The 21,218-nt window shown below is 44.1% G+C and carries 19 protein-coding genes; 14 read left to right on the top strand and 5 right to left on the bottom strand.

Annotated features, from left to right (window positions below):
- The first annotated feature begins 22 nt into the window (after window positions 1-22).
- The 6 genes from MKY66_RS14135 (at window position 23) to MKY66_RS14160 (ending at window position 6,031) form a co-directional block, all read left to right on the top strand.
- Window positions 23-913 carry a sugar ABC transporter permease gene (locus MKY66_RS14135; protein ID WP_036608160.1) on the top strand — a complete coding sequence of 297 codons (891 nt, stop codon included), beginning with the start codon at window positions 23-25 and terminating at the stop codon, window positions 911-913.
- A gap of 14 nt (window positions 914-927) precedes the next feature.
- Window positions 928-1,809: a carbohydrate ABC transporter permease gene (locus MKY66_RS14140; RefSeq protein WP_083657108.1), complete on the top strand. Its 882-nt coding sequence runs from the start codon at window positions 928-930 to the stop codon at window positions 1,807-1,809.
- Between the two features lie 199 nt (window positions 1,810-2,008).
- On the top strand, window positions 2,009-3,418 hold the full coding sequence (locus MKY66_RS14145) for a spore germination protein (protein WP_076211932.1): 1,410 nt from the start codon (window positions 2,009-2,011) through the stop codon (window positions 3,416-3,418).
- Window positions 3,419-3,458: 40 nt separating this feature from the next.
- Window positions 3,459-4,574 carry an endospore germination permease gene (locus MKY66_RS14150; RefSeq protein ID WP_076211934.1) on the top strand — a complete coding sequence of 372 codons (1,116 nt, stop codon included), beginning with the start codon at window positions 3,459-3,461 and terminating at the stop codon, window positions 4,572-4,574.
- 42 nt (window positions 4,575-4,616) lie between these two features.
- On the top strand, window positions 4,617-5,768 hold the full coding sequence (locus MKY66_RS14155; protein WP_339807166.1) for a Ger(x)C family spore germination protein: 1,152 nt from the start codon (window positions 4,617-4,619) through the stop codon (window positions 5,766-5,768).
- Between the two features lie 44 nt (window positions 5,769-5,812).
- Window positions 5,813-6,031: a hypothetical protein gene (locus tag MKY66_RS14160; protein WP_076211936.1), complete on the top strand. Its 219-nt coding sequence runs from the start codon at window positions 5,813-5,815 to the stop codon at window positions 6,029-6,031.
- 87 nt (window positions 6,032-6,118) lie between these two features.
- On the opposite strand, the gene MKY66_RS14165 is transcribed toward MKY66_RS14160, so the two are convergent.
- The 3 genes from MKY66_RS14165 to MKY66_RS14175 form a co-directional block, all read right to left on the bottom strand.
- Complete coding sequence (locus MKY66_RS14165; RefSeq protein ID WP_076211938.1) at window positions 6,119-7,393, bottom strand: stalk domain-containing protein; 1,275 nt, start codon at window positions 7,391-7,393, stop codon at window positions 6,119-6,121.
- A gap of 255 nt (window positions 7,394-7,648) precedes the next feature.
- On the bottom strand, window positions 7,649-8,074 hold the full coding sequence (locus MKY66_RS14170) for a hypothetical protein (RefSeq protein ID WP_076211939.1): 426 nt from the start codon (window positions 8,072-8,074) through the stop codon (window positions 7,649-7,651).
- 46 nt (window positions 8,075-8,120) lie between these two features.
- On the bottom strand, window positions 8,121-9,353 hold the full coding sequence (locus MKY66_RS14175) for a GAF domain-containing protein (RefSeq protein ID WP_076211941.1): 1,233 nt from the start codon (window positions 9,351-9,353) through the stop codon (window positions 8,121-8,123).
- 163 nt (window positions 9,354-9,516) lie between these two features.
- Here MKY66_RS14175 and MKY66_RS14180 point away from each other — a divergent pair, with 163 nt between their 5' ends.
- The 5 genes from MKY66_RS14180 (at window position 9,517) to MKY66_RS14200 (ending at window position 15,675) form a co-directional block, all read left to right on the top strand.
- A complete protein-coding gene (locus tag MKY66_RS14180; RefSeq protein ID WP_076211943.1) occupies window positions 9,517-9,825 on the top strand; it encodes a hypothetical protein in 309 nt (102 codons plus the stop codon).
- Between the two features lie 185 nt (window positions 9,826-10,010).
- Complete coding sequence (locus MKY66_RS14185; RefSeq protein WP_083657130.1) at window positions 10,011-10,583, top strand: alpha/beta fold hydrolase; 573 nt, start codon at window positions 10,011-10,013, stop codon at window positions 10,581-10,583.
- A 192-nt stretch (window positions 10,584-10,775) separates the two neighbouring features.
- On the top strand, window positions 10,776-11,774 hold the full coding sequence (locus tag MKY66_RS14190; protein WP_076211956.1) for an AraC family transcriptional regulator: 999 nt from the start codon (window positions 10,776-10,778) through the stop codon (window positions 11,772-11,774).
- 99 nt (window positions 11,775-11,873) lie between these two features.
- Window positions 11,874-12,668, top strand: a complete 795-nt coding sequence (locus tag MKY66_RS14195) for an SDR family NAD(P)-dependent oxidoreductase (protein ID WP_076211958.1) — start codon at window positions 11,874-11,876, stop codon at window positions 12,666-12,668.
- Between the two features lie 187 nt (window positions 12,669-12,855).
- Entirely contained in the window at window positions 12,856-15,675 is a 2,820-nt protein-coding gene (locus MKY66_RS14200; protein WP_076211960.1) for a glycoside hydrolase family 2 TIM barrel-domain containing protein, read from the top strand.
- A gap of 106 nt (window positions 15,676-15,781) precedes the next feature.
- On the opposite strand, the gene MKY66_RS14205 is transcribed toward MKY66_RS14200, so the two are convergent.
- Entirely contained in the window at window positions 15,782-17,155 is a 1,374-nt protein-coding gene (locus MKY66_RS14205; RefSeq protein WP_076211962.1) for a sugar phosphate nucleotidyltransferase, read from the bottom strand.
- Window positions 17,156-17,172: 17 nt separating this feature from the next.
- Window positions 17,173-17,982, bottom strand: coding sequence for a DUF6492 family protein (locus MKY66_RS14210; protein WP_076211964.1), 810 nt, complete (start codon window positions 17,980-17,982; stop codon window positions 17,173-17,175).
- A 202-nt stretch (window positions 17,983-18,184) separates the two neighbouring features.
- On the opposite strand from MKY66_RS14210, the gene MKY66_RS14215 reads away from it, so the two are divergent.
- From MKY66_RS14215 to MKY66_RS14225, 3 genes are all read left to right on the top strand, one after another.
- Window positions 18,185-18,949, top strand: coding sequence for a YheC/YheD family protein (locus MKY66_RS14215; RefSeq protein ID WP_076211966.1), 765 nt, complete (start codon window positions 18,185-18,187; stop codon window positions 18,947-18,949).
- Window positions 18,950-19,146: 197 nt separating this feature from the next.
- The gene (locus MKY66_RS14220) at window positions 19,147-19,887 is read left to right on the top strand and encodes a LytTR family DNA-binding domain-containing protein (RefSeq protein ID WP_076211968.1); all 741 of its coding nucleotides are present in this window, start codon (window positions 19,147-19,149) and stop codon (window positions 19,885-19,887) included.
- Between the two features lies 1 nt (window position 19,888).
- Window positions 19,889-21,187, top strand: a complete 1,299-nt coding sequence (locus MKY66_RS14225) for a GHKL domain-containing protein (protein WP_076211970.1) — start codon at window positions 19,889-19,891, stop codon at window positions 21,185-21,187.
- The last annotated feature ends 31 nt before the right edge of the window (window positions 21,188-21,218 follow it).

Consider the following 21,218-nt stretch of genomic DNA (forward strand, 5'->3'; position numbering starts at 1 on the left):
ATGATAACTGGGGGGATAGAACATGTTTGCCAAAACGATTCGCAAGGACCATTACGGCTACTACTTCATTGCTCCGTTTTTTATTATTTTCACCACTTTTGGGCTGTATCCCATTTTATATTCCCTCTACATCAGTTTCACCAACTTTGATGGGATCACAACACCTGATTTTGTAGGGATCGGTAACTACGTTGCCGTACTACAAGACCCGTTGTTCTACAAAACCTTGTTTAATACGTTATTCATCTGGGGCGTATCTGTAGTTCCACAGCTCACAATCTCACTTGTGTTGGCTTTTATCTTGAATGATAAGCTGCTCAAAGGACGGGACTTTTTCAGAGCCGTATACTTTTTTCCCAACATCGTTACGGCGGCATCACTTGGATTGCTTGTCAGCCTGATTTTTGACTGGCAGTCTGGCGGACTGAATCATTTTTTGGTGCAGACCGGCATAATACAGGATCCAATTAACTGGAAAAATGATCCCTGGTTTATGCGTCTGATTGTATCATCCATTTTGTTTTTTCAATACTTCGGCTATTCCATGGTCATCTACCTTGCAGGTCTTCAGGGCATTGATCCTTCATTGCTGGAAGCTGCCCAAATGGATGGCGCGAAAAAGAAACATATTTTCATTCATATTATCGTGCCGATGCTCCGTCCAATTATTCTGTTTCAGATGATTACATCCATTATTGGTGGCATCCAGATTTTCGATCAGCCATTTACACTAACCAACGGCAATGGCGGTCCTGACCGAGCAGCCATGACGAGCATTATGTATCTCTATAATGTAGCATTTCAGAGCACACGATTTGGTTACGGTGCTGCCATCGCATTTTGCCTGTTTATTATCATCATATTGTTGTCCGTTGCATCCTTCATCATGACCAAGCGGAAGAGCCGTTCATAGGGAGGGGAGTTCTTATGCAAACTGCAAAATCAGTTGAACAACCAAATGCGGCGATTCAGCAATATGCCAATACAAGGGGGCTGACGGCAGGCAAAATCATCATCTATCTGTTGCTGACAGGTCTTGCCGTGCTCTGCATTATTCCATTTTATCTGATGCTTATCTATTCCACACATAACAATGCAACGATTGCTTCAACGTTCACCTTTCTTCCCGGATCATTCTTGATTGATAACTATATGAACATGGTATCCAAAATCAACATATGGCGTGGGTTTGCCAACAGCATATTTATTGCCGGAACATCGACCGTATTGTCTCTGTATATTGGGGCCTTAACTGCGTATGGATTTGCCAAATTTAAATTCAAAGGACGAAACGGGTTGTTCCTGTTTCTGTTAGCAACCATGATGGTACCGGGTCAACTGGCTTTGATTGGCGTATATCGACTATTCAGCATGATGGGACTTCTGGATAGTTATGCCGCAATTATTTTGCCTGCTGCGGCTAACGCGTTTAATGTATTTTTTTTCAAACAGTTCATGGAGAGCAGCATCCCGGATGAGATTATTGAATCTGCTCGGGTGGACAGTGCCGGTGAGTTCCGGACGTTCAATCAGATTGTACTGCCTATTCTGGGGCCGGCAATCGCCGCCCTTGGCATATTCACGTTTATCGGATCATGGAATAATTTCCTTACACCGCTGGTACTATTTTTCTCCCTGGATAAATATCCGCTTCCGGTATTGGTTGCGCTAGTGCAGGGGTACTATGGAATGGATTATGGGCTCTTGTATTTGGGTGTAGCGATCTCAATCCTGCCTATTATTATTGTATTCTCTATATTTTCCAAACAGATTATTGGGAGTGTTGCTCTGGGTGCCGTGAAAGGATAGGGATAAATATAAAATAGGGAATTGCAAAGAGTAAGATCAACGGATTCATAGGAATGAATAGTGTTCTATATCATCAAAGTCGCTCATGAGGGCGGCTTTTTTGGCATTCTATATTTTGCGTATATATCCCATCTTATAAGTAAAGGATACCTTTAACTGAGAATATCTGGACGGAGCGTTTACGGAAAGGGGAGGCGTCATGGACACATCAGCGATAACACAACAGGACCTGCCATTAACCGGAAATCTTGTTATTGATCAAGAAATGTTACGCTCCGTTTTTGCGGGTTGCTCGGACGTTGTATTTCATACATTCCAAACCGCGTGTCTTACATCAGCATTATGCGTATATTGTGTTGGTGTATGCGATACGGAGCGACTGGAACGCCAGGTACTAACGCCCCTTCAGGAAACGGGGATCGAAGCTGCGCAAGTTCCTCTAGCTTCTGTTAAGCATGTTGAAACGACCACTCAAGCAGTACAGGCCATATTTGAAGGAGAAGCTCTGTTACTGCTGGATGGTTCAATAGGCGGAACTACATACCCTCTATACCAAGCTGCAAATCGTTCAACGGAAGAACCGTTAGCTGAATCGACCGTGCGTGGTGCACGAGATGGGTTCACAGAGTCGTTGACCATGAATATGTCATTACTGCGCAAACGTCTCAAGACACCTGCATTGAAGATTCATACACGTAACATGGGAGATCGTACAAACACCAGTATTTCACTTGTATACATGGAGGGGATTATTGACCCCAAACTTGTTAAGGAAGTGCAGACACGACTTTCCGATTTAAAGCTCCAGGACGTACTGGAGAGTCAATACATTGAAGAAGGCATTATCGATGAGCGATATTCACCATTTCCACAGATGATTGCGACGGAGCGCCCGGATGTCGTTGTTTCCAACTTGCTGGAAGGTCGATTTGCTATTCTCGTTGACGGAACGCCGTTTACCCTTATCGCGCCAGTAACCATTTTTTCCATGTTACAATCCCCTGAAGATTATTATCAAAATGTGTTCATGAGTGTTTTTGTACGCTGGCTGCGATACATTTTTTTTGTTTTATCCATGCTGCTTCCATCGGCTTATGTAGCGATTACGACGTTTCATCAGGAGATGATTCCTACCGTATTACTTCTCAGTATTGCTCGGGCGAGAGAAGAGATCCCTTTTCCTGCCCTGGTGGAAGCACTCATTATGGAAATTGCCTTTGAAGCATTGCGTGAGGCTGGCGTCCGATTGCCCAAGCAGGTCGGATCAGCGGTCAGTATCGTGGGAGCCTTAATTATTGGGCAAGCGGCGACGACTGCAGGTATTGTGTCAGCTCCCATGATTATCATTGTTGCGATTACCGGTATCGCCTCGTTCATGATCCCTCGCTATGCTGCCAGTATAGCAACCCGACTGCTACGTTTTCCCATGATGTTTCTGGCAGGAACGCTGGGACTCACAGGTGTCATGTTGGGGGTCATTTTGGTTGTCATTCATTTGAGTAGTCTTCGTTCATTTGGAACACCTTATCTGTCACCTGTAGCCCCCACGATGAGCAAGGAACTCAAGGATGTATGGTGGCGACCAGCACCAAGGAACAAACCGGATTAGGACAATCTATACTCAAGCAATCAAGGGAGCGGGATTACACATGTTAACTGACAAAGGGAAAATATCGGTGACTCAATTGGCCTTTATGGTCTTTCCCGCCATTTTCGCGACGGCTATCCTGTCTGTGCCGGGAATTACAATGCATTATGCAGGACATGACATGTGGATGACTCCAATTATAGGTTCTATCGTTGGTTTGGCTGCCATTGGTATTTCCGTTGGACTTGATCGTCTGTACCCTGGAAAAACCCTCATACAATCCAGTGTGTTGATTGCAGGTCGGATTCCGGGTAAGTTACTCGGTCTGATCTATATCGCTTTCTTACCTCACCTGACGGGCTTGATTATTCGGGAATACGGTGAATTCATTGTCAATAATGCACTTCCACGTACACCTTTGTTTGTGGTGATGGGTACGATGGTTGTTGTATGTGCGATTAATGTCAGACTCGGGATCGAAGTTGTTGGACGAACCTCTCAGGTGTTTGTCACCCTGCTGATCGTGCTGCTGGCTTTGATCTTTATATTGTTGATTGGTGAACTGAATCCTGCCGAGCTGTTTCCTTTCATGGAGAAGGGTCCAATTCCCATTATTACGGGGGCTGCTGCACCTGCTGCATGGTTTAGTGAATATATCGTGCTGGCTTTTCTGCTACCTTATGTGAATGAAAAAAAACGAATAACCCGGGTCATGCTGGGTTCCCTTGTATTTACGACAACTGCAATGACAGTTACCAATCTGTTTTGCCTGTTTTTAATTGGTGATTTGACGGATACATTTGTATTTCCTGTTATGATCGCAGCAAGATACATAACTATTGCGGACTTTCTGCAGCATATCGAATCCCTTATTATTGCCATCTGGATTTTCGGTATTTTTGTTAAAATTTCCGTCTTTCTATATATCTTTGCTACATCAACCGCAGAATGGTTTGGTTTGCGGGACTACAAACCTGTGGTTGGTCCACTTTCGTTCCTGTGCATGGTATTTGCTTATTGGGTTGTGTCCGGTGGATCCGGTATTTCCAGTTTGGTTAGCGCTTCAGCCAACTTGTATACGATCAGCATTTTATTAATCCTTCCGGCTATGATCTACGGTGTCGCATGGCTGAAGAAAGGGTGGGCACATTTTCGGAAGAATCGAGCGAACACCTGATTGATGGGGGAGGAGCACTTGCGAATATTTAGAGTACTACTAATGCCAATATTGTGTTGTGTGCTTTTAAGTGGATGCTGGGATCGTATCGAGATTAACGATTTGGCTATCGTGCTGGCTACAGGGATAGATTATGAAGATGGTAAAGTACAATTGACTTCACAGATTTTCATTCCGCGGAAGGCGAGTGCAGGAGATAGCAGTGGGAGTGGAGGCAGTCCAAGCGGGGTTACAATGATTCGAACAGCGGAAGGAAGTACAATTGCCGAGGCATTGAATCGGTTACAACGTAAAGTTCCCCGGAATATGTTCTGGGGCCACTGCGAAGTTATCATCATTAGTGAGCAAGCCGGCAAACGCGGTATCCGCGAGTATATCGATTTTTTCCTGCGTTACCCTCAGTTCAGGGAGCATGCATATGTTTTTTCCAGCGAAAAGGCTTCGAAAGATATCCTTGCATTGCTTGATCCACTGGAGCGAAGTTCTGCTGAATCGCTGCGTGAGATGGCCAATCTGAAGTTAGGTACACGTGTTACTGCCCTTGAACTGGCTAAATCTATTGAAGGTCCGAGCAGTTCCGCCATTTTGTCTCGCATGTTAATCTTACCTCCGGAGCCCGATCAGGATAAACTGACAACTACGCCATATGTGAAAGGTCTGAGTATGTATAAGAAGGATCGTTATGTCAAGACGATCAAAGAACCACTAAGCGTAGGTGTATTACTACTTGCAAAAGAACTGAACAACATTATTATGCCTGTTGAGATTAAGCCGTTAAAGGGTTCTTTCTCGATAAGACTCATTGAAAATAAAACCTCCTTGAAACCGCGAATTGTAAACCAACAGTGGAGTATGAAGGTCGACATCCAAACCAGGGGAGAAGTGGTGTTAAATACGACAGATGCCAATCTGACGGATCCCGCAGTATTAACAAAACTGGAACAGGAATGGTCGGCTAAGCTCACATCTTTGGCTCATGATGCTTTAGTCATGTCCCAGAAAGAGCTGCACTCCGATTTCTTCAAATTCGCAGTTGAATTCCGCAGATATTATCCGCATCAATGGAAGGCGCAGGAGAAGAACTGGGAAACCATCTATCCTGAATTGGACGTGGAAGTCAAAGTAGATGCACACGTAGAACGTACCGGAAAATCAACAGGACCACAGGGGATACCTGATGAGGACGAAAGTTGAACACAATTGGCTCCTGTTACTAGCCTGAGAATAGAGGTGATTGCATGAAACTAGGCTCAATCCTTGGGATTTTGATGCTGGCGACTGCGATAGTGTATGGAGAGTGGAAGAGTAGCAAAGAGAAGCGAGCCAGAATAGTGAGCGCGGGAATTACTGCAGTGGCGACAGTAATTGGGATCATTCTTGTCTTTCAGCCCCGTTTGCCTGGTCCTACCCAGTTTGTGAAGCTTATATTTGGAAGTGTGGATAAATTTATGAAGTGAGATGATGGGAAAAAGAAGGACCGTGTCTCTGCATACCAGAAGCGCGGTCCTTCTTTTATTTAAGTGAGCTGTATCCAGTTTGAATGTTTACTCTTTAATCACAGAAGCGTTCACGGCATCTTCCATCTTTGTATTGTAGGAACGGAACAGACCCAGACGCCAGAACGCGGCTCCTTTGAGGTTATAACGTTTGGAGAGACCGAGCTTATCATCAACAGAGGACGGCGTTTCACTGCTCAGACTGATACCAAGCAGAAGTTTGTTCTTTGGGACACCGGCCTGTATGGCTAATTGGATCGCCTGATCCACAAGACTATTTGGCTCAGGTGCCTGAGATTTGGTGCCAACCGGATTATACTGATAGGCCATAATGATAAGATCATCTGCAATAGAGGCAAGTGTTTTGTAATCATAACCTTTATATGCACTATTTAGCGGCGGTACCGCCAGAGATAAAGCTGTGTCCTGGGGCAAGGAACTCTTTAATTGTTTCACGTAAGCATTGAGCAGCTTCTGTTGTTCTACCGCATCCAGTTTAAAGCCCAGTCCTTCAAAATCCAGAATAACTCCGCCAAAACCATGCTCTGCTACAGCAGCAGTTATACCTTCAATCGATTTCTGCCGCAGACTGCTGTCGCTCAGAACTTTGGTTAGTTCGCCGTTTCCATCCAATGCATACACCATGAGCTGTGGTTGGATCTGTTGATCTGATGCGTCAGCAACGATAGACTGCGGTGTAATATCACCTGCAGCAGCAGGGAGACGATACTCATCCCCATGGAGCGTGAACTGACCTTCACGATCAATGCGGCTCCAGCCAAAGGCCACGGAATTCATGGAAGTAATAAGGTCCTTTTCTTGAAAGGATTGCAATGCATAGAAGGCTCTCAGGTGCATCTCGCGTTGTGGGGAAACAAGGGAGACCGTCTTGGTTGCCTGATTCCAGCTTGCACTTACACCGAATTGATTACTAAAAGAACTGAGTGGAATAAGTACGCGTCCTTCGCGCTGAACGGGTGCTGCAGCAAGTGTAACTTTTTTTCCATTTAAGGTCGCTGTAGTGCTACCAACTTGTAATAGTACCTCAGTAGTTTGTCCTTTCACAGTGTTCGTTGCTTTTACAGTCTGTGATTTGCTGTTCCAGGTAATATCAATACCTAAAGCTTCCCCGACCGTCCGAAACGGAACGTAAGTGACACCTTTATCAACTCGTGGAGCTGCATCAAACTTCAGGGGAACATCATCCAAGTGTACTGAAATGGCCGGGGCAGCATAGGCTCCACCGATATTGGGAGTACTTCCAAGGATAGAGAGAGCAATTACAGTAACCGCGGCGATTTTTCCTGCACGTTTAATAAGCATCGTATGTCTCCTCCAACTTTGTACGTAATAATAGAATTATTTTTTATAATAATATCTAGTAATCTAGCATATGTATCATAACAAAATTTTCATATTGTTCCAATCCTGTCCGTGTTGGTCCCGAGAATTTTGATGGATTTGTGGTCTCTGATTAATAGCTCTCTCTAAAAAAAAGTTATGTTAATCGTAAAAACAACCCCATATCTCTAACCTACGGGAAACCGATTAGAGATATGGGGGTTGTACGTGTTTTTTTTAATCTGAAACGACAAATCCGTCGAAACTCTCGGGTCCCACCCGAGTAGTACCGAGCAGGTTTGTACTGATAAATGCGGTATAGGTTAATTGGGGCATGAGCGGTGGGTTATAGTCAGTGGAAGAGAAGACAATCACTTCAGGGTTAAGCAGACCATTCAGACCATATGTGTAGTTTCCCGAGTAAACTATTGGATCGGTTGCGATTGTTCCTCTTACAACAGTAATCCTCACTATAAAAAGTGCACGCGGCAATTGCACCGTGATGGTTCCTTTTAATGAAACTCTTAGATTGGTTCCGGCTCCAGCGGTGATGAGACCAATCTGGCCGAATAATTGTGGCGTAAAAATCACTGGAATCGATATGGAGATAGAATTAAACAAGGCGGCATTTTGCGATGATCTTGCATCCAGAAATTGAGTCAACGTATATACCTCCTATCTGTTTCAGATAGAATAATATATTCATCATTCAGATATTCGTATGGACGTTGGGTGCAGCGCTGGAGATATTAAAGACAAACCGACTGCCCATAGGACTGGACTCTTTAAGCCATACAACGCCACCCATTAATTCAGCGAGTTGTTTACAGATGGACAAGCCCAGCCCCGCTCCGCCATATTTTCCTGAATTACCATGAATCTGGGAATAGGATTTGAACAACAGATCCTGACGATCCTGCGGGATGCCGATGCCCGTATCCTTTATTTCGTAGGATGCATGGAGAGTACCTTTTGTGTCAGCAGATACCTCAGTAGAGATGCATACTTCCCCTTTTTCAGTGAATTTAAGCGCATTCCCAACGAGATTGATTAGAATCTGACGAACTTTGTGCTGATCACCCATAAGCATCAGATGATCAGTAATATTATATTCTGCGTACAACCTAATTCCTTTTTTCTGTGCTTCAGAAGAGAATAATTGTAACACATGTTCAACTGTTTCAGTGACACTATAGGGCTTGATCTCCAGAGAGATCGCACCCGCTTCTGCTTTGGAGTAGTCCAGAATTTGATCCATCATCGACAAAAGGCTGGCGCCACTTGACTCAATGACATTAACATATAACGATTGATCCTCACTCAGCCTGGTCGATTGCAACAGATTGGCCATTGCAAGAACACCATTCATTGGTGTTCGGATTTCGTGGCTGAGAACGGCCAGCAAATTTTTCTTTTCTTCAAGTACTTTTGCAGCAGTCTCTTCCGCCTGTTTTAACTGTTGCAGAGTTGTTTCCATCTCAAGAAGACTCGTGAAAAAGGAAGACAAGGCCAGAAGAAGATCCACGTCCTTTTGTTGATAGGAATAGAAATCCTGATCAAATGAGCAAAGGGAGCCGTAAATTTCTCCGTTCTCATTATGTATGGGCACACCGACAAATGAGCATCCACCTACGAATTCGGTTGCGTCCATATGTCTGGTTAATGGATGGGTTAGATTATTATTGATGACTAATGGGCCTTGGGAATGTTCAGTCACAAGCGCACAGTATGACTCGGCGTTATCAACGACCAGCCCCTCACCCAGAATTAGTTTGTCACGATTATATACGTTCAGAACTTTGGTGGATAGATGATCCAACTGGGCAATACAAAACGTATTTGCAGGAATTAACCTGCTTGCCGTGTCCATAACGTTAGCAGCCGAATCATATAATTTATGTGAGACAATGGATAGTACATCAATGAATTCTGTTTTCAACATATTGATTTGACTCCTCCTGATTGTAGAAATTCGTTGTGCACTGTATTCAGTATATATGAATTGAAAGAATAGAGCATGGTTGGTTTTGACAGTGGAAGACGGAAATGAGAAAATATAATGCTGTGGAACATGTATATATTAATAAAGTTTTGGAGGCAAATCAATGAATCAGCGTTTTCGAATTACCCGATCCATGCAAGAAAGCAATGTGGAACAATCCATCTCGCTGGAAGAGTGCAAATTCTACTTTGAATCCCAACCCGATTTTACCTATTCACCGGTTCTTAACATTGTAGGAGCTGAGAGCACCATGACCATCGAGGGGGACTTTTTTATGTGGGACCTTGAGGGTGCACAGATAGCTTTTCGCTTGTACATGGGGGATCTGTATGTAGCTATTTCGAACGAAGCTATTGTTCCCAAAATGATTGAGATTGCAACGGATCTACGTGCAGATATCGTTGAAGGATAAGAAGTAGAGAACTAGAGTTTAATAAAATGTAATGATGTTAGTTGTAGTCTACTTTAGACACTCCTGTAAAAATGAGACTAAAGATTCATTTATATTCCATATGTTAGATTGTAATATATGGAATATAAAACATTTTACAGGAGGGTAATGAAGTGAAAAAGACCAAATTAATACTTGTTGTATTCATGAGTATGATCCTTGCCTTATCAATAACTGGAATAGGATCGAGTTCAAAGGCCTCTGCAGCTACGGCACGTACACCCATTGTATTGGTACATGGATTGACCGGTTCAGATAGCAATTTTACAGCAATTGAGAGTTATTTGCGTAGCCAAGGGTGGACAAGAGATGAATTATTCGCAATTGACCTTCCTAGCAAACAAGGAAACCAGCTGTTGAACTCCGCAGCAATTAGTCGATTCGTAGATGATGTTCTGCGCGAAACGGGTCATACAAAAGTCAATATTATAGCTCATAGCATGGGTGGAGCTAATAGTCTCTATTACATACTTAACCGTGGAGGCGCTTCCAAAGTGGATAAGTTGATTACCCTTGGCGGGGCTAATCGATTGACCACAAGTACAGCTCCGAGTGGAATAAAGGTGACTTCGATCTATTCTACAAGTGACACGATTGTGTCCCCGGCACTTTCCCGGTTGAACGGGGCGAACAACGTTTCGGTTTCCCTCGTATCCCATATCGGTCTGCTGTTTAACTCGCGGGTGAATGCCCTGATCAAAACTGCGTTGAATGAGTAGCTGAACATACAAAATGTGCATTCTTTCATAATATTCTGAATGATTGACTTGAACACGACTGACCTTTCATGGTTAGTCGTGTTTTCGTATTACCCGGAAATGGCTCGCTGAGGTAAGTTTCAAAAATAGGTACATCCATTCTATAATTAGAAATCAGAATAAAAATGGAACAAGTTAAAGGAGTCTGTATACATGCAACCTCAACCGAATGATCGGATTAAAGTTCATCCAGGCTTTTGGGCTGGATTACATCAATTAGGGATTGGTGCTGATGACATCGCTCGTACAGCACAACTATCTCTTGAGATAATAAATAAACCTGTAGTGACCCAATCTCAATACTTCGCAATCTGGCAGGCCTACTCTGATCTCAATGGGGACACCGCCGAGGGCATCATCAAACTTGCAACCGGATATGAAATATCGAAGTATCCTCCGCCTGTTCTGGCGATGTACCATGCTCGTGATTATCGTGATGCGTTAAATCGCATGGTGCGTTACAAGCAAATGTGTCCTCCCGAGAGTTTGCAGATTACCGAAGCAGGGGAGGAATGGTTCATTGAACTAGGATGGTTACATAAGGAGCAACCAGGTCCGCCATTACTGGTCGGTATTACGCTGGCATTTCTGATCGAACTTGGACGGAGGGGCACAGGACAGCCTTTGATTGCAAAACGGGTTGAGTTCTCCCAACCGATGGGTGATGTAGCCACCCTTGAGTCTTACTTCGGCTGCCGAGTCGATACGAATTCCAACTATAATCGGCTGACGCTAGAACGGAAAGATCTGAGTCTTCCATTTCTATCGTATAACGAGGAGTTACTTGAGATTCTGACCCCGGCTCTGGATCGGTCGCTGGACGAACAAGAGAGCAATCGTTCCGTTACTGAAGTGGTCAAATGGATTATGAAACGCAGCCTCATAGGAAAGCGCCCTGATATCCAGACAGTAGCCAAAGAGCTTCGCATGAGTGATCGTACTTTGCAGCGGCGACTGACGGAGGAGAACACAAACTTCAAGCAATTATTAACCGAGGCCAGACGTGAGCAGGCCCGAGAGTACCTTGCAGATCCTTCGCTTGATATCAAAGAAGTGGCATTTCTGGTTGGATATGAAGACCAGAATTCGTTCTATCGTGCGTTCCGAAATTGGGAAGGGGATACACCTTCCAATTGGCGTGTCAGGCAATAACTCTGGCGCAAAGTGCTAGTTACTAGACCCTTCAGACTGCGTAATATTATATCTATCCGGTGCTGCCGGATAGTTGTAATCATGAAGGAGAAATGCAGGATGGATATGGGACTAAAAGAGAAAACAGCCTTAGTTACAGGATCAACAAAAGGAATCGGTAAAGCAATAGCTTTTGAGCTCGCTCGAGAAGGTGTTCATGTTCTGATTAATGGACGTAATGATGAAGAGGTAGAACAAACCGTTCGTGAAATCAAGTCCACTTTTCCGGAGACCTCTCCGCAAAAGGCTACCGCTGATCTTGTGGATCTGCCGCAACGCCAAGCTATATTCGAGAAATTTCCTGAAGTTGATATATTAATCAATAACATGGGGATATATGAAATCATGAGTTATGAAGACATAAATGATGAAGTGTGGGAGAAATATTTCCGTACTAATGTACTTGCTGCCAATGGCTTATCCCAATTTTATTTACCTAAAATGGTGAAGAACAATGACGGGCGTATTATTTTCATCGCAAGTGAAGAAGCCCTTATGCCTTCAGGCCAGATGCCACAATATTGCATGACCAAGTCAATGCTGCTGTCATTATCCAAAAGTTTGTCCAAACTGACAGCAGGGACCGAGGTTACGATCAATACGATCCTGCCAGGTCCAACACTGTCCGAAAACGTACAAAAAATCATTGAGGGCATATATCCTGATGAGACGTTGACTTTCGAGGAAAAAGAGAAAGATTTTATGAAGAGTAATCTGCCACAGTCCGAATTACAGCGATTCATCAAGCCAAGTGAAATAGGCAGAGTCGCTGCATTTGTATGCAGCCCATATGCTTCAGCCTTCAGAGGCTCTCCCATCCGGATGGACGGGGGCATGGTTCCCACCATATTTTAAAATTGTTCAGGATACAGGAGATGTATCCATAAGATGTCGCCAGCATTGGCGACTTTTTTATTTGTAAATGATCTATGCGAGGAGCGTCAATCGAGTTTATAATACAGGTATGATTTTCGAAAACGGTTTCTGTTCATTGGAAGCGATTACTTTTATCGATTATATGACTCTAAAAGGGGACACTATCATGATAGCAGCAATAAATCTGGAAGGCCTATGGAAACTCCAACTCGATGAACATAAGGTGGAACGTGGTCTGAATTTCTCAGACGTTATTACATTGCCAAATACTACATCTCATGCGGCCAAGGGCAAGAAAAACGAGAATGTGTTAATCGGTGCGCTGACGGATGAGTACTTATTTGAGGGTTATGCCTGGTTTTCACGAGAGATTAAAATTCCCAAACACTTGGCTGGCAAATGTTGCTTTTTGCATCTGGAACGAACACGAGTAACCACAGTTTGGATCGATGGCATTGAAATGGGAACACAAAATAGTCTGAACACACCTCACCGTTACGAGATTGAGGCAGGGCTAACCGCTGGGACTCATACCATTACCATTCGAGTGGACAATACCAATTATCCAACCAAAGGTGGTCACCTTACATCCGAAGACACGCAGACGAATTGGAACGGAATCACAGGGAAATTGGAACTTCAATTTTTCGAGCGTGTTTTCCTGGATAATGTCCAGGTCTATCCCGATCTTGCGACTCGATCTTTTGAGATCAAGGCAGCACTTGTTGGTAACCTGCAAGAAGTACGAATCGTGGTTTCGGCTGTTGCAGTCAGTGCAGATCCGGTGTATACGACCGAGGAACAGATTTTCGTCCCGGATTCGCAGGAAATCCACCTGACGTACAAGATTGGCGAAGATGCGATGTTATGGAGTGATGATGAACCTAACCTGTATCAACTTCATATTCATCTGCAAGATCAGGACGGCGAAGTGCTGGATTCCACCGAAGTATGGACGGGATTACGGGAATTCCGGGCTGCTGGAGACAAATTCACCATTAATGGTCGCAAAACGTTTCTTCGAGGCAAACATGACGGGCTGATCTTTCCGCTCACGGGATACGCGCCAACAGATGTGGATGAATGGGTTCGTATTCTCGCTATCTCCAAGTCCTACGGTATCAATCACTACCGTTTCCATACCTGTTGTCCTCCGGAGGCTGCTTTTATTGCAGCGGATCTGCTCGGCATCTACATGGAGCCTGAGCTTCCCTTCTGGGGAACCATTACGGATGAATCTTCGGATGGGCATAATCAAGCCGAGCAGGATTACTTGATTAGCGAAGGATTTGCGATGCTGCGTGCTTTTGGTAATCATCCTTCGTTTGTCATGATGTCCATGGGGAATGAACTATGGGGAAGCAAGGACAGATTGAATTCGATCCTGAAGGCATATAAAGCATATGATCATCGTCATCTATACACCGAGGGTTCGAATAACTTTCAGTTTGTGCCGGACATTCTGGAGGAAAGTGAATTCTTCTGCGGGGTTCGTTTCTCCAAAGAGCGCCTGTTCAGAGGTTCATATGCGATGTGTGATGCTCCGCTCGGTCACGTGCAGACCGACTTGCCAAATACATTAAAAGATTACGATTCAAACATTGTACCTGAACAAGGCAGCGATGCTGACCCTTCTGGTCAGACTGGGGACAAAGAGATTCAGATTCAGTATGGGACAGGTTCCAAAACAGTGCAGGCCAAAGCTGGAAGTGACCAACTTGTCTCACACGTACCAATCATCTCGCATGAAATTGGACAGTACGCCACGTTTCCTAATTTCGAGGAGATCAACAAGTATACGGGTTCTCTCAAAGCCAAGAATTTCGAAGTGTTTCGAGAGCGTCTGAATGCCAAAGGACTGGGACATCTGGCGGAAGCATACTTCAGAGCTTCTGGTAAACTCGCGGTCGCATGTTACAAGGAAGAACTGGAAGCTGCTTTTCGTTCGCAGCAACTAGCCGGGTTCCAGCTGCTGGATCTTCAGGATTTCAGTGGTCAGGGAACAGCGCTGGTGGGTGTACTGGACGCTTTCATGGATTCCAAAGGCATGATTACACCGGAGGAGTGGAGAACGTTTTGTTCCGACGCTGTGTTGTTGGCGAGATTCCCCAAATATAATTATCAAGCGGGTGAATTGTTCGAAGCACGCATTGAACTAAGTTACTTTCGGAGACAAGCATTGGATGGACTTCAATTGAAGTGGGAAATTCAAAGCGAGCAGATCGAAGGAAGCTTCCTATTGGAAGGGAAAGCAGACCTGCCAGCGACCCATGGAGAACATTATGTGAATGTCTCGGATCTCAGCATTCGCATTCCTGAAGTCTCCAATATGACCAAAGTGGAGCTTAGACTGTCCATTCCGGGCACGGATATCCGTAAGTCTTACGACCTGTGGATCTACCCGAGTCAGGAGGAAGTGGACCTGAGCGGTTTGAATCTATTTACCGAACTCTCGGAACAGGCGTTGGCGCTGCTTGAGCAGGGCGAGGATATTTTACTTTTCCCGAATCCCAATCAGCTTCAACACGCGATCCAAGGTTTCTATAGCACCGATTTCTGGTCTTACCCTATGTTCCGATCCATCTCGGAGAATATGAAAAGAGAAGTTCCTGTGGGCACAATGGGCTTGTTAATTCAACAGGATCATCCGGCCTTCGAACATTTTGTCACAGAGGAGCACTCAACTTATCCGTGGTGGAGCATCGTGTCCGAGTCGTCATCGATCATCTTGGATGAGTTGGATAAAGACTTGAATCCGATCGTGCAGACCATTGACAATTTTGAGCGAAACCACAAGCTCGGCCTGTTGATGGAGTGTCGGGTCCGGAAGGGGAGAGTGCTGATGGGAGCACTGAATCTGGAGCGTCTGATGACTACATTGGAGGGCAGACAGTTGTTATACAGCTTCCAGCGTTATGTACAAAGTTCCGCTTACCAGCCAGTTGCACGTCTGGAAGTAGAGGAACTTCGCAAGTTGTTTAACTAAGATGTAGGGAGAAGAAGTGTGAGGTTTCCCTTAATTATGCCAATGAGCCCCTTCCGCGAATGGAAGGGGCTATAAGACATGCAGATTGAATCGGTTCAATTTCCCATTAAGCGTTAGATGAACCTGCACTTTTTAGGATTACATTCCAATCTTCTTCTTCAAAAAGTATGTTGTCTTTATCCTCTGTTACTCCGATCCGGACCTCAAGCATCACCATCCTGGTTTCAGCCAGAATAGAAAAGAGACTCTCCTTGGTAATCGCGAACTGATTGCCCATACTCACTTGCATGACCTTTCGGTTGACAAGCACTTGCCCACTGCCTGCAAGCACGGTCCATGCTCTACACCCAGTTCTATGCCAGTTCAACCCGATATGTTTGCCCGGTAGAACCGTTATGTTTAATGTGGTAACTGTTGTATTCTCATCTTCTAACGAACCTTCAATGACACGATAACTGCCCCAGGTTGCTTCACCATACATCGGTTTTAATGGCAAGTTACCCAATTGCGCTTTAATTTCATTTGAATTATTTTTGTTGGCAATGAGAATGCCATCCGGACTTGCGGCAGCGATAATACCTGGCACACCAATGACTTGGATGGGGTAGGGAAGCTCGTTAATAATATAGGAATCGGAGGAAGAACCCGAGATTCCACCATGTCCGATTACATGGGTATCTAACTGTGCGCACAGCGTATCCCAGCTTCCGATATCCTGCCATACTCCCTTATAAGGCAGGACTACGGCCCGCTGTGCCTTTTCTGCAACATGCTTGTCAAAACTGCGTTCAGGCAACGCTTCATACAGGGACGACAATTGATCATAATGAACCGGAAGCCCCATTTTTTTAATATGGGATATCATAAACGCGACGGTGAATGCGTACACACCGCAGTTCCATAGTGCCCCACGTTGTAGCAGCGTTTCAGCAATGGAGACTTCGGGCTTTTCTATAAATTGTGTTATGGGCGCATAAGCATTACGTTTTTCCCCAACCGGCAGGATGTATCCATACTGTTCTGAAGCATGTGTAGGCCTTGTCCCAATTAAAGCGATATCGGCTTGAGAATGTTTCAATATGTCCGGCAGTAATTGGAAGTTACTGAAAAAATCTTCACCTGCGAACACATCAGCTGGCGCGATACAGATCACATCGTCATCTTTGGCCATTCGGAAGGATTGCAGATATAACGTCGCTAAGGCCGCCGCAGTAAAAGTGCCACGTCTATATGGTTCCCCAATGACTGGTATTTTGCCTTGAGTATGTCGAGCCGTAATATTAGCCTGATCCTGATGTGAAATAATGAGTGTTGAATCCGTTAGGCATGAACTGTCAAGCTGGCGGCACACTCTGCTGATCATGGATTCCCTACCTCCAGCGGGTGATGGAAGTATATCTATGAACAGCTTGGAGCGAAGCTCATTGGATAACGGCCAGAGCCTTTTGCCAGAGCCGCCGCACAGCAGTACGATATGCATGGGCTTCCTCCTTAAGCTCAGGGAGCTTTACTATAGATTTTCCGTTTATGAAAGGAAAGAGAACGATATTTAAGAGCAAGATTGCGGATTTGTTGCTCTTTTAACGAAGAAGCGTTCATATTCAGACTTTTATTCTTGGAACTTCTAAGGACCATGCTGCCTGGGTTCTTTGTATACATAAAATTGGCATACGTTTCATACTCGGAGAAACCAAACTGTTTCTTCTTATTGATATTGGAGATGATCGCTTTGTACCATGGCAGCTTATGAACCGCTTCAATTTTCTGTTTTAAGGCAGCGAGTTTCGATTTGTCGAACAGCATATAATGGGTGACAAAAGAGCGTGGACGCGGAGCTTTCATACCTAACAATTTGCGGTAGGTATTGAAATATTCCGGCTGGCTCCAGTCACGGCAGTAAAAGACTGTTTTGCCTTCTACAAGAAATGAATGAGGTTTAATCAGTACGGTATCTGCATCCATGACTAGAAAGTGTTTTGCCTTCACAATGGTATCTCCGTTCATTTTGAGCAGCTGCTGATATAACCAGCCTGACCGATTCCATCGGGAGGACTGGTAGTGTATGTCGTTTTTGGTTATAGGCAGGACGGATCGCTCATTAACAAAAATGCAGTTTTTAAGGGAACAGAGTTTTCTGATTTTGGTGCTGACCGGAGAAACAATATATATGCTTCCAATGGGATGTTTTACATAACGGCGAATGTTATCGATGACGAGGGGAAGGGTAGCCAAATCTTTCTCGATCGCTGGTATAAGAACATCAATCTTAGGCGCATTATTCAATCGGATTCCAGGCTGGACGCACATCTTCTCAACTCCTTGCACAAATCGTGATGACTCATTATATGGTATGTGTGCAAAAGTGTTTTGGTCAGGGCATGTGCAAATATACATTTTTACCAATAGGGGCTTATGTTGAGGGTTCATTTATCGGTATTACATATAATGCTTGCAGGATCTTGATCAAACAGCAGGCTTTGATGTGGTTGCTGAAGGGAGAGTTTACGACATGGGAGTTGATAAGTTGCAGCCGTTAAGAAGCAAGTGGTTAAAAACAAAATTGATCATTAATAATGAATTAATTAAACCGTTTATCCCCGACACACAGAAATATAACAAGACGAATCTGAAATCCATGATCAGCAAATATGGAATGGTCTATGTCAAACCCGAGAGAGGTACTTTCGGGATGGGTGTTATTAAGGCCGAGATGGAAAGTCATCAACATTTTGTCTATCAGATAGAGCAAAAACGCCTGACGTTTGACAGCTTTGAATCGTTTTATAACAGTCTGACTCGTCTGGTGAATAAAAGAAGTTATCTGATTCAGAGAGGAATCCATCTTCTTAAGCACAATAACAGACGTTTTGACATCCGAGTCATGATACAGCTAAGCCCGACCAAACATTGGGAAGCTACCGGAATCATCGGCCGACTGGGCCATCCAAAGAAAATCGTAACCAATTATCATAGTGGTGGAACACCGATGGATATTCACAAGCTGCTAAAATCACATGCATCCACCAAACGCAGGAATGAACTGATTCAAGAGATGAATGAGCTTAGCCTGCGCATAGCTCGTCATATGAAAAAAAAGTACCCGTATCTAATGCAAATCGGTGTAGATATCGGCCTTGACCACAGTCTGAAACCCTGGATTATTGAAGTAAATGTCAAACCTGACCCATATATATTCAATCAATTAAAGGACAAGACGATGTATCGCAAGGTAATACGATATTACCGCCATGCTTTCCCCAAAAAAACAAAATAACAGACTGGACTTTTCATAGGAATGCTGGAGAAGGTTACAAGCTCAAGAGTCGCCAATGTGGCGACTTTTTTTGTTGATCTGCGTTTGAAGGTCGGAATAATGCATTTCATCCCAATTCGACTCCGAAACCTATGCTAAAATAGTATATTCGAGAGTGAAATTCAGAGTCGATGTCTATGAAAGGCGGATGTTCCCCCATGTTCAATATTGCAATCTGTGATGATGAGGAGCAGCAACGAGAATGTGTGAAAACGATGCTGGTCTCCTTATCTCTAAAAACCAATTTTGATTTTCAAATTAGCCTTTTTACATCTGGTGAACAACTGCTCTCACACTACAGAGAGGTTGGGGACACATTCAATATTCTTATCTTGGATGTGGAGATGGGCGGAATGAACGGAATTCAGACCGCTAAAGAGATCAGGAACATGAAGTTTCTGGATGTACAGATTATGTTTCTGACCAGTTACCCGGAATATATGGTGGAGAGCTTTGATGTCATCACCTTTCAATATCTGATCAAGCCAATCCAGCCGCAAATTTTCGAGGAAAAGATGATTAAGTTGTGTCAATATTTTCAGGCATTGGACAAAAAGTATGTACTAATCAAATCAGACTATGATGAACTGCTGCTGAAATATGATGATATTCTCTGGATTGAGGTGGTCAAAAGTTTAACGATCAAGAACAAGTTGAATTTTGTGACTCAGGAAAATGTACATGAGACCAAAGGCATTTTATCCAGCTACGCTACCGGTTTGAAAGATCATGGTTTCTTGCAGATTCATCGCTCGATTATCATCAACCTGATGCATGTTCAGAAGTTTTCCGGCACCCAAGTCGTCATGTTGAATGGAACGGAACTGCCCATAGGTCGCTCCAAGGTCAAGGAAGTCAAGGATGCCTATACCAAATACATGATTATGAGGATTCAATAATATGGATGCCTATATGATCTTTTCCATCATCTTCGTGACCTTGCTTATGGCATTTCAGGCGAATTTTTATTTTGATTCTGTGTTGGGCAAGTCCAGCCGGAAGCCGCGTAGAGCGATCTATTTCTTGGTATTTGTCATGTTGGGTTATTTTTATTTGGTCTCTTCTTTCTCAGATATCGTTTCTACTGCTGTTGCTCTGTTATTAATCTTCAGTCTGGCACAGTCCTATGAAGTGGAGTTCAAAATCAAGCTTGTTTTTACCATCCTGTATGCGGTTCTGATTACTATGGCAAATGCCATCGCTGTATATATTCTCGGTGTTCTGGAATCCGCGGATTACAGTTCAATGGATCAGTTCAACGGAGAAGACCACTGGATTCTCTCCAAAGTGATGCTGCTTGGTTGCAGCATCATGTTCGTTGTCATTCAAGTTGTCCGTCTCGTCGCCAAACGTAGAAGTTTTGCCGTTCACTATCGTTATTATTTGCTGTTTCTTATCGTACCCATTATTACGATCTATCAGATCAATGTGGCCTCCATATATAGTGAAAAAAACATATTCTACGTCTTTTCTGTACTAGGCTCGCTATTTCTCAACGTGTTCATTGTATATGTATTCGATAATATGGTGGAAAAGGTACAGCTTGCGCATGAAAATACCCAGTTACAGCGTCAGATGGACTACCAGGATGCCAACTATGAAAAGACCGTTCACAGTTTCAAAAACATTAAATCCATCATCCATGATATTAATCAGCAATTTCTGTATATTGATGAATGTATCCAACGTAACGAACTGGCGGCGGCAGGTGACCATATCAAGTCAACATTAAATACCATTGAAGGTGCGTATCAGCGGGTGAACTCCGGCAATCTGGTCATTGATGCACTCGTTACAAATACCTTGGCTATGGGGCAGGCAAACGGGATCAAAATCGACACCAAAATCCAGCTCCACTCGCAGCATATCCAGATCGATCGGTACGATCTGTGTGTGGTGCTTGGTAACATGCTTGATAACGCAATTGAAGCCTCCAAGAAGGTTAGACAGGCCGAGGATCGATACATCCTGATTGCCATTCACTCCACATCAACTGCACTTGTCATCCAGATTATGAATCATGTGGAGCAACCGATCGTTGACTTGAAAAGTGACAAGCCCAATCCGGAGTACCATGGGATCGGTCTAACCAATATATCGCGAATGTGCGAGAAATATGGTGGACATATGAGTATTGAGCATCAGCATCGTAAATTTAACAACATGGTCGTGCTTCCGTTCCACACCGACAACCCCTGAACCTGCCGTTCAGGGGTTGTTTTTTTCCATT

The sequence above is a fragment of the Paenibacillus sp. FSL R5-0766 genome (assembly GCF_037971845.1).
GTDB lineage: Bacteria > Bacillota > Bacilli > Paenibacillales > Paenibacillaceae > Paenibacillus.

Bases quoted from the DNA above. Each gene is read 5' to 3' on its own strand.
- MKY66_RS14155 (WP_339807166.1), top strand. From the start codon at position 4,617: ATGCCAATATTGTGTTGTGTGCTTTTAAGTGGATGCTGGGATCGTATC.
- MKY66_RS14190 (WP_076211956.1), top strand. From the start codon at position 10,776: ATGCAACCTCAACCGAATGATCGGATTAAAGTTCATCCAGGCTTTTGG.
- MKY66_RS14225 (WP_076211970.1), top strand. From the start codon at position 19,889: ATGGATGCCTATATGATCTTTTCCATCATCTTCGTGACCTTGCTTATG.
- MKY66_RS14160 (WP_076211936.1), top strand. From the start codon at position 5,813: ATGAAACTAGGCTCAATCCTTGGGATTTTGATGCTGGCGACTGCGATA.
- MKY66_RS14150 (WP_076211934.1), top strand. From the start codon at position 3,459: ATGTTAACTGACAAAGGGAAAATATCGGTGACTCAATTGGCCTTTATG.
- MKY66_RS14135 (WP_036608160.1), top strand. From the start codon at position 23: ATGTTTGCCAAAACGATTCGCAAGGACCATTACGGCTACTACTTCATT.
- MKY66_RS14140 (WP_083657108.1), top strand. From the start codon at position 928: ATGCAAACTGCAAAATCAGTTGAACAACCAAATGCGGCGATTCAGCAA.
- MKY66_RS14200 (WP_076211960.1), top strand. From the start codon at position 12,856: ATGATAGCAGCAATAAATCTGGAAGGCCTATGGAAACTCCAACTCGAT.
- MKY66_RS14220 (WP_076211968.1), top strand. From the start codon at position 19,147: ATGTTCAATATTGCAATCTGTGATGATGAGGAGCAGCAACGAGAATGT.
- MKY66_RS14185 (WP_083657130.1), top strand. From the start codon at position 10,011: ATGAGTATGATCCTTGCCTTATCAATAACTGGAATAGGATCGAGTTCA.
- MKY66_RS14210 (WP_076211964.1), bottom strand. From the start codon at position 17,982: ATGTGCGTCCAGCCTGGAATCCGATTGAATAATGCGCCTAAGATTGAT.
- MKY66_RS14180 (WP_076211943.1), top strand. From the start codon at position 9,517: ATGAATCAGCGTTTTCGAATTACCCGATCCATGCAAGAAAGCAATGTG.
- MKY66_RS14205 (WP_076211962.1), bottom strand. From the start codon at position 17,155: ATGCATATCGTACTGCTGTGCGGCGGCTCTGGCAAAAGGCTCTGGCCG.
- MKY66_RS14145 (WP_076211932.1), top strand. From the start codon at position 2,009: ATGGACACATCAGCGATAACACAACAGGACCTGCCATTAACCGGAAAT.
- MKY66_RS14175 (WP_076211941.1), bottom strand. From the start codon at position 9,353: ATGTTGAAAACAGAATTCATTGATGTACTATCCATTGTCTCACATAAA.
- MKY66_RS14195 (WP_076211958.1), top strand. From the start codon at position 11,874: ATGGATATGGGACTAAAAGAGAAAACAGCCTTAGTTACAGGATCAACA.
- MKY66_RS14215 (WP_076211966.1), top strand. From the start codon at position 18,185: ATGGGAGTTGATAAGTTGCAGCCGTTAAGAAGCAAGTGGTTAAAAACA.
- MKY66_RS14165 (WP_076211938.1), bottom strand. From the start codon at position 7,393: ATGCTTATTAAACGTGCAGGAAAAATCGCCGCGGTTACTGTAATTGCT.